Origin of the sequence: Mesorhizobium sp. M7A.F.Ca.CA.004.06.1.1 (genome assembly GCF_003999135.1) — a bacterium.
In the GTDB taxonomy this organism is placed as follows: domain Bacteria; phylum Pseudomonadota; class Alphaproteobacteria; order Rhizobiales; family Rhizobiaceae; genus Mesorhizobium.
Genome location: NZ_RZPQ01000350.1, coordinates 1 through 5,992 on the forward strand (window position 1 = coordinate 1; position 5,992 = coordinate 5,992).

Genomic DNA, 5,992 nt, shown 5'->3' on the forward strand with positions numbered 1-5,992 from the left:
TCTGTGTAGGCATCGATGCCGTTGTTGCTTGCCCCAGTCACCAAGCCCGTCGCCGTAACGCTGGTGAAGCCTGTGCCGTTGTTGGTGACGGCGATGCCGCCCTTGCCGCTAACCGCCGCGGCACTCACCGTCAGGTCGGTCGCCGTGGTGCCGTTGGTGGCATAAATACCGTCTTCGCTTGAGCCGGCTACGGCAGCCATCGTGGCTATGATGCTGGTGGCGCCGCTGCCGTCGTTCGAGGCAAAGATGCCGTACCGGCCGCCGGTCACCTTGCCGTAGGCGGTGACATTCAGATCGCTGCCAGCAGGGACGGTCGGGCCTGAAAAGGTCACGGTACCATTCAGAATCGTATTGACGACATCGAGTTGTTGTCCGCCATTGACGGCATGGATGCCGTCGCCGGTGCCGCCAGTCACGTCGCCATTGGCGGTGATGTTCAGGGCTGCGGTCGCCCCCTGGTTGATCGCGGAAATGCCGACATTGGTGCCGCTCACTTTTCCGGTGGTGACGTCGGCATCCGAGCCTAGCGAATAGACGACGACGCCATAGCCATTGGCGCCGGTCGCCGTGATATCGCCGGTGGCGTTGACGGCGGTGGCGCCGTCGCCGGTATTGATGGCGGCGAGGCCGATCAGGGCGCCGGTCAAGGCACCATTGGTATCGATGGTCACCGCGCCACCCGGGTTCGCTCCGTAATGGGGAGGTGCCACCTGTGGAACCAGCGACACGACGCCAAGGCCGATGCCCGTCGTCGAGCTTAGCGCCGAAGAATTGGCATCGGTGTAGCTGACCGCGCCGCTGCCCAGTATGCCGAGCGCGAAGGGATCGCTGGTGGTAACGCTGAACCCCGGATCGGTGGTGACCGAAGGGTTGGCCGGAGCAAGGGCAAGGGCGATGAAGTCGCCCAGGTCGAGCGGCAAGCCGATCGTGGTGGGTACGATCTGGCCGGTGGTGTTGACGCCGGAGCAGACATAGTTGGGTGGCGCCGCCGGCGTGCAGGCGGCGTCGGCATTTTGGCCCAAGCCGAGCAGCGTCGCCCCGGCCATCGCCGTGCTGACCAGCAAGCGGTTGCGATAGCGACGATTGCGATCGTTGAGATTCATGTAGTGCCCCAGCCCCGATCCCGACAGATCGCCCTCGGCGGGAGCCGAAGCGATCGTCAGTGTTTCCTGCCAATGGCTGATCGAATGCCGCCGGCTTTCCTAGTCGTCAAATGACGACGGTCCGCCGCTTTGTGCCGCCAATGACCGCTTGCGGTGGCCGGACTGTTACATCGAGGATACACATTCCATTCGACTAATTTACCGGCGAGTGGGGCGACAAGCCGCACGAAAACCCGTCGGCCCGAGCTACCTTGCACAGCCAGCCATGTTGCCCCTTGCACAACATGGCCGGCAGCAGCAAAGAGCCGGCTTTCGAGCTTGATCCGAAGGATCAGCTTGTCGGCGCCGACGGTCCGCCTCTAGCCCGCGCCAACTGGCCGAGCCGACCATGACAGCGGTCTCGCCACGAAGCGCAGAAGGCACGATTAATCGAGGAGCCGATTTGGCTTGCCACCATCCATCTTGCTTTTGTGGATACGCTCCAGAATTGCGCGGGCAGCCTCGGCTCGCTCCTTCGGCCGCCCGGTCAGAAGCTGGCCTCCCAGTGAAGCCGGCATCTCCATCTCGCAATCCCAGACCGTCCATGCGTTGGTCGGGTCGAGTATGCAAATGTACCTCTGGAGCCTTTTTTCATCGGTCAACTCAGGTGCTCCCGACATCGAGGCTACGCACAGGACTTGGCAGGACCAGCGCATGAACACTCCACACGCTACGGCTTGACCGGTTTGGTCTCTTTCTTCGGCTGTACGGCCATCGACGGCCCCTCCGGCGGCGGGCCGGCGGCGTCCGGCTTCGACTGCTCTGCCACCGGCGTGTCGGGCGCTTGCGGGCCACCTGATGTCAGGTTGACGGACACGCCGTAGATCTTCCACTGCCGGTCAGTTGGCTCGAACATAAGCTCGAAATTGACCTGCAAGGGCACCGACGGGAAGAAGCCAGCCATATGCAGCATACCGTTCGGCTCGATCTGAGGCAGCAAGGTCAGCTGCGGCTCGAGCACCGCGACGGCACCGAAGTCGAGTGCCTGCTTGCGCTGGTTGGCGAAGATGTCGCCGAGCCCTGCCGCACTGTTGGCCTGGAAATTCGGCGAGCCGAGATCGCGCAAAACGGTGTAGTTACCGGTCTTGTTGGCTTGGTCGAGCGCCAAAAGCGCACCGCGGATCAGGATCAGCACCCCATTGCGGTCGATACCGGCAGGCCGCGCCGTCTTTTGCCCCACCCGCTTTTCCTTGGCTTGCGCATGCGCGGGCTGCGCAGGCACCGCGGCGGCCATCAGCGCGATGGCCAATGCGGCGAAAAAACCGCGGGCGCCCGAAGTCCGCCAACCGGGCGCCCGCCACTGCAACGGCACGGAATGCTGAAGCCCCAAACCCCGCATCATCCCGGCCGCGTCAGTTCAGTGTCCATGAGGCTCCAACGCTGACGCCGACATCGCCACGGCCGGTGGTTGCCGATACGGCGGCGTTCATGCGGAACTCCTCGCTGGTGTTGTAGCCAAGGCCGAGCGCCAGCCCCGATTGCCCTTTGAAATGACCGAAGCCGCCAGCCAGCGACAGTTTGCCGGGCCTGTCGTCGTAGCGCAGCCCCGCTGTCGCCAACGCCAGCGCGGTGCCGGCACGCGCTTCCGTGCGGGTTTCGCTGATCTCGCCGCCCAGGTTCTGGAAGCCGGACTCCAACGCACCGACGCGGCCGTCGAGAGCCGCGATGTTGTTTGGCAGGTCGTTCAACGCTGCGATATCAAAGGTGGATGTCGCCAGATTGCCGGCACCGTCCGTAGTCACCAGATGCGTGACGCCAACCTGCTCAGCCCTGCTGGCATCCGAGGCAACACCCGAAAGCGTATAGGTGTTCGTGGCACTGCCGAGCTTAACCTGGTTCGTGCGGTCGGTCACAATACCCTGGCCGATGGCGACGGAATTGTCGAGATTGGCCTTCGCACCGCTGCCCAACGCCAAGGCATTCGAGGCATTGGCCGCGGCGCCAGCTCCGACCGCCGTCGAATTCACCTGCCCATCGGCGGAGATGCCCGCCGAGGCGCCGCTGCCCAGGGCGGTGTTTGCCCTGTTCTGGAAGCCGTTTATTGAAGTTCCGCCGGTAATGGCCTGCGCTCCAACAGCGGTGTTGTTGTCTCCATAAGCCGATGCGGAATAGCCATTCGAAACCGAGTAATCGCCCAGTGCCTTGCTGCTCATTCCGGTAGCCGTTGCCCCTCCCTCGCCGGTGGATCCCTTCGCCTGGCTGTCGTAGCCTGTAGCCGTTGAACCGTAGCCCAGGGCCTTGCTCGCCGAACCGGTCGCAGTCGCATAGAGCGACGTGGCCTGGGCGCCCTGTCCCGTCGCGGTGGCATCAGGGCCCGACGCTATTGCGTGGTAGCCCGTGGCGGTGGACTGCGAACTCGTTGCTTCCGCATAAGCGCCTGTCGCCGTTGAAAGTCGGCCTGTCGCCTTGGAACTTGCACCGAACGCGCTGGAACCCAGCCCATTGGCCGTTGCGAAAGTCCCCACTGCGGTCGATATGTCCCCCTCAGCCTTGGCCAAGGTTCCGACAGCCGTAGCAAAGCCAAAGGTGGGGCTCGCCGGATCAGGCGGATTGGCGCTGGCCTGGGAGCCACACGCTAAGCTGTTCGGTCCGGAAGAGGTCGCACCACCATCGGTGCCGTCGTCTATCAGACAGCGATACTGCGCAAAGCCGCTGCCGGTCGTCAGCAGCAGCATTGTCCCCGCAAGCGCTAGTGACAGGCGAATTTTCAAAGAGAAAACCAACATCCACCCCCGAGAATGACGCCGCGGGGTTGCCTTGCACCAGACTTGATGCCTCTCCAGCCACCCCACAACGATTGTTTCGGCTCAGCGTTGGAAGAGATCCAACGAGCAATAAGCCGAACCTGACAATGGCGAGGCATCCCGAACAGTCGTCATATGACGACTGTTCGTCGCTTTGTCGGGTGGTTACGACCTTGTTGAACGAGGCTGTGACTCCAAAACCACAGATTAGTTTCTTCTAATACTTCGCGGGCTTGACCTGGAACCACTACAACTTGGCTGCACAGCGTCACAACTTGCGCGAGACGATCCGCATGTTTAGGCTTTCTCCCCAACGACAATCCTTGAACGCCGGAAGGGTCAATGGCTGACGTCAGCATCGAAGCGGTCTCCGCAGTGGTCGGCAAGGTCTATGAGGCCGCCTATGACCAGGGCCGCTGGCTCGATGCGGTCAACGGCCTGCGCGATCTGTTCGGCGGCTCGCGCTCCTGCATCGTGCGCATCAGCCCACAGACCTTTGACGCTGTTGCAACCGATTTCGATCCGGAGTTCACCTCGCCAAAGGGCATCGAAGCCCTGCTGCGCGATCCGCTCGCTGCCGCATCGGCCGCCTTGCCCCTTGGAGAGGTCAGTCGGTGGCCCCTGACGGAGGAGGTGGCGGCGTTCCGCCGCCGCGAACTCTGGCAGGACTGGCTGCGGCCGCGCGACATGTATCACGGCCTCGTCTCCAACCTGCTCTCGTCGAACGACTCGCACTGGATGCTCAGCATCGATCGCGGCCCAGGGCAGGAAGCCTTCGGCGCCGAAGACATCGACCTGTTGCGCAAGATCGTGCCGCACATGCGGCGCGCCGGACAGATCGGCCAGCAGTTGGAGAAAACGTCGGCCCTGGCGTCGGCGTTTTCGCATCTGCCATTCGGCGTGTTTCTGATCAACGGCCATCAGCAGATCGCACAGATGAACGGGGCCGCCGAAGCGATGTTGTCGCGGCCCGACAGTCCGTTGCGATTAAGGGATGGCACAATCGCGGCCGCCAGTGCCGAGGATACGCAGGAGCTGGAGCGGCTGGTTGCCGACGCCTGCTCGCTGCATGACGGGGTCATACCGGGCGTCGGCGGTACACTGCTGGTGCCGTCCGATCGCCGGCAATCCGACCTGGCGCGACTGGTGCTGTCGGTGGCGCCGTTCGTCGATGCCCGTGCCTATGGCCTGGCGTCCGAACGTTGCGCGGTGGTCATGGTGACGGAGGTCGCCCGCCGTATTCCCGACGGCTTCGAGTTGTATGTCCGCGAGCTATTCGACCTGACGCCGGCCGAAGCCCGCCTGGCGACGGAACTGGCATCGGGACGCTCGCTGAAGGAGGTCGCGGCAGCGTCCAACATCACGGTAAAGACCGGCCGCACCTATCTCGAACGTATCTTCGCCAAGACCGAAACCCGCCAGCAGAGTGAACTGGTGGCGCTGCTCAAGAGCACCGAACCGCTCACCGGGCGCAGGTAGCAACCTGGTTTTTGGAACCCGACAGTCGGCATATGCCGACTGTCGGAGGCAAAGCATTCCGTGCAAGTTCCGCCCTCGATTGCAGCGGCCCGCCTTGAGGCGGCGGGCCGCTGCCGATGCGGGGAAAGTCGATGTTCGAAACCGGACACGCCGTGGTGGCGGGGTTGCTTCCGTTCGCCATTTCCTATGCGCTGGTGGCAATGCTGCCCGGCGCCAACTTCGCCGTCGTCACGCAGGCCGCGCTAACCGCTTCGCGCGCCACGGCTCTGTCTGCCGCCGCCGGTGTTGCCTTGGGCGCGAGTTCGCTGGCGACCATCGTCGCGACTGGCGCCGGAGCGTTGCCGTCAGGGGGCTTTGCACACCAGATGGCCGCCAGCCTCTACGGTGCAATGCTGGTCTTCATCGGTTGGAATTCGATGCGGCGGGCGCTGTCGATCAAGGTTGGCTTCGACGTGCCGAAGCCCGTTCCAATCACGCGATACTTTCGGCTGGGCTTTGTCACGGCAGTGGCAAACCCTGCCACCGCATTGTTCTTCGCGTCCTCCACACTGAACTTGGATGCGCGCGGGGCAATGCACCTATCCTTGGCTGTGCTGGTTTTTGCCATTGCCATCGCCTGGTTTGGCC

At 63.5% G+C, this 5,992-nt stretch carries 5 protein-coding genes and 1 pseudogene; 2 read left to right on the plus strand and 4 right to left on the minus strand.

Going from position 1 to position 5,992, the window contains the following annotated elements; all coding sequences use genetic code 11:
* The 4 genes and pseudogenes from EN906_RS20055 to EN906_RS38360 all read right to left on the minus strand — a co-directional run.
* Window positions 1–1,103, minus strand: a pseudogene (locus EN906_RS20055) (hypothetical protein); the annotation flags it as partial.
* A 425-nt stretch (window positions 1,104–1,528) separates the two neighbouring features.
* Window positions 1,529–1,744, minus strand: a complete 216-nt coding sequence (locus EN906_RS20060; protein ID WP_127271747.1) for a hypothetical protein — start codon at window positions 1,742–1,744, stop codon at window positions 1,529–1,531.
* A 68-nt stretch (window positions 1,745–1,812) separates the two neighbouring features.
* Window positions 1,813–2,481 (minus strand): hypothetical protein, encoded by a 669-nt coding sequence (locus EN906_RS20065; protein ID WP_127271765.1) that lies wholly within the window; start codon window positions 2,479–2,481, stop codon window positions 1,813–1,815.
* A gap of 13 nt (window positions 2,482–2,494) precedes the next feature.
* A complete protein-coding gene (locus EN906_RS38360; RefSeq protein WP_245456832.1) occupies window positions 2,495–3,817 on the minus strand; it encodes a YadA-like family protein in 1,323 nt (440 codons plus the stop codon).
* Window positions 3,818–4,228: 411 nt separating this feature from the next.
* On the opposite strand from EN906_RS38360, the gene EN906_RS20075 reads away from it, so the two are divergent.
* Window positions 4,229–5,365: a helix-turn-helix transcriptional regulator gene (locus tag EN906_RS20075; protein WP_127271745.1), complete on the plus strand. Its 1,137-nt coding sequence runs from the start codon at window positions 4,229–4,231 to the stop codon at window positions 5,363–5,365.
* Window positions 5,366–5,496: 131 nt separating this feature from the next.
* The coding region (locus EN906_RS20080; RefSeq protein ID WP_127375324.1) for a LysE family transporter at window positions 5,497–5,992 on the plus strand (496 nt) is incomplete at its 3' end.